Here is a 2322-nt window from a genome sequence, read left to right on the forward strand (position 1 = left end):
TCGTTAACTGTACTGTCTGACTCGGGCAATCAGTTCATCAACATTGTGGATGCGGTCGGCAATGACGATCAGCGCCTTGCCTAAATGGATGGCGTGGCGCAGGCACGCGTGGCGCATCTCTTCGTCGGCAATGGTGTCGATATCCGCCACGTGAGAGAGGCCAACGCTGCGGCGGATCAGCTCCGTGCCGCAGAAGCCTATTGCATCGTGCCACACCTTCTGCAGGAACTGGGCGGCATAACCCGGCTGGGCCAGCGCCACGTCGCGGGTCTTCTCTGCGGCCAGGGCAAGGAATGTCTCTGCGAAGGTGTTCCACAGCTCCTGAATATCGCTCAGGCGCTGCTCGCGGGCGGCGGCGGCATCGCGAATACCCAGATGTCCCGGCAGGCCGCAGTAGTTAAGCAGCAGGTTGCCGATAGCCGTGCCAAGGTCAAAGCCAATCGGCCCTACGTAGCCAAATTCGGCGTCAATCGCCTTCAGGCTGCCTTCGGCAACGAAAATCGAGCCGCTGTGGATATCGCCGTGCAGGAGCGCTTCGGCATGGGAGAGAAAGCGCTGTTTAAGCCCGGCCACCGCGAGCAGCAGGGCGGTATCGTCACGCAGGGCGACCACGTCAGCTTCAATCGCCGCCAGGTAGCTGTTGCGCTCGTGAACGCGGTACGGGTCGTCAAAGAAGAGGTCTTCGGTAATGCCGCACATCTCTGGGTTAATAAACTGCGCCACCTGGGCCTTTTTCTGCGCCGGGGAGAGATAGAAGTCGCTGGTGTGGAACAGGGTTTGGGCCAGGTAATCCGCCAGCTGGCGGGCAGCCTGCGGATAGTATGCGCCCTTAATCAGCTCCCCACGCCAGATGCGGTGGTCGGAGAGATCCTCCATCACCATCACCGACAGGTCAGGATCGAAGTGGTGGATCTTTACCGTATGCGCCGGACAGTGTCGATAGTGCTCTACCAGGGTCTGCGCCTCCAGCCGGGCGCGATCCAGCGTCAGCGGCCAGGATTCGCCCACGCAGCGCACGTAGGGCAGGGCCTGCTTGACGACGATCCGGCTTACGCCCTCGGCGTCGAAAATTTTAAACACCAGATTCAGGTTGCCGTCACCGACTTCATGCGCGCTAACCAGTTCGGATGCCTGCTCCAGACCAGCAAATTGCCGGGCATAGGCCACCGCGTCGGCGGCGTTGAAAGTTCGGTATTGCGACATTGCCGGTATCCTCAATTTTCTGTTTATAAAGCCATTCAGACGTCTATACATCTGTAATTCATCCTGACACAATACGATACATCAACGCAACAGGGATTTAACGCTATGCAGCCACTCCAGACCACCAGTCTGCGCGTCACCGATAATCAGCTTTTTATTCTCGATCAGCAGGCGCTTCCGCAGGAGAAACGCTGGCTGCCCGCCGACAGGGTAGAGACGCTGGTGGGTCATATTCATGCCCTGCGGGTGCGTGGTGCGCCGCTGATTGGCCTCTCCGCCAGCCTGCTGCTGGCGCTGCTGGCCGAGCGGGGCGAGAGCCACTCCTCTCTGGCCCAGGCCCTGGAGACGCTGCGGGCGGCGCGCCCGACGGCGGTGAACCTGATGAACAACCTTGACCGCATGAAGCTGGCCCTGGCGGAGGTAGATTTTGTTCCGGCGCTGGTGGCCGAAGCCGAGCGGCTGATTGCCGAGGATAAACAACTCTGCGCTCGCATCGCAGCGGCGGGCAGCGCGCTGGTGATGCCCGGCAGCCGCCTGCTGACGCACTGTAATACCGGTGGGCTGGCGACCGCGGGCGTAGGTACGGCGCTGGGAGTAATCTCCCAGGCCTTTACCGATGGCAAGGTGGTCAACGTCTGGGTAGGGGAGACGCGCCCGCTGTTGCAGGGGGGCCGTTTGACGGCCTGGGAGCTGGCGGAGCTGGGCATTCCCTGCCAGCTGATCACCGACTCGATGGCGGCCAGCCTGATGGCGCAGGGCCAGGTCGATGCGGTGTGGGTCGGTGCAGATCGCATTGCGGCCAATGGCGACGTGGCGAATAAGATCGGCACCTACTCGCTGGCGGTGCTGGCCCGCTACCACGGGATCCCATTTTACGTTGCTGCCCCGCAGACCACGCTGGATCCGCTCTGCCCGAACGGGGAGGCCATTCCTATTGAGCAGCGTGCGGCCAGTGAAGTCACCGGCGTAGCGGGCAGCTTCGGAGCGGTGCAGTGGGCCCCCGAATCGACGCTGGTCTATAACCCGGCGTTCGACGTTACCCCTGCCGCGTTGATTAGTGGCTGGGTGCTGGATACCGGGGTAGTGACGCCGAACGAGGTAAGCGCTGGAGTATTCAGA

General features: G+C 61.8%; 2 protein-coding genes. One reads left to right on the forward strand and one right to left on the reverse strand.

Annotated elements, in window-relative coordinates; all coding sequences use genetic code 11:
* Window positions 1-3: 3 nt before the first annotated feature.
* Window positions 4-1203 (reverse strand): S-methyl-5-thioribose kinase, encoded by a 1200-nt coding sequence (gene mtnK / locus FN633_RS06915; protein ID WP_154057211.1) that lies wholly within the window; start codon window positions 1201-1203, stop codon window positions 4-6.
* 105 nt (window positions 1204-1308) lie between these two features.
* Between mtnK and mtnA the strand changes: the two genes are divergently transcribed.
* Window positions 1309-2322, forward strand: a 1014-nt coding sequence (gene mtnA / locus FN633_RS06920) for an S-methyl-5-thioribose-1-phosphate isomerase (RefSeq protein WP_154058851.1), incomplete at its 3' end; no start/stop codon positions are given.

Source organism: Pseudescherichia vulneris (assembly GCF_902164725.1).
Taxonomy (GTDB): Bacteria; Pseudomonadota; Gammaproteobacteria; order Enterobacterales; family Enterobacteriaceae; genus Pseudescherichia; species Pseudescherichia vulneris.

Excerpts from the sequence above, each read along its gene's own strand:
- mtnK (WP_154057211.1), bottom strand. The coding sequence starts at position 1,203 with ATGTCGCAATACCGAACTTTCAACGCCGCCGACGCGGTGGCCTATGCC.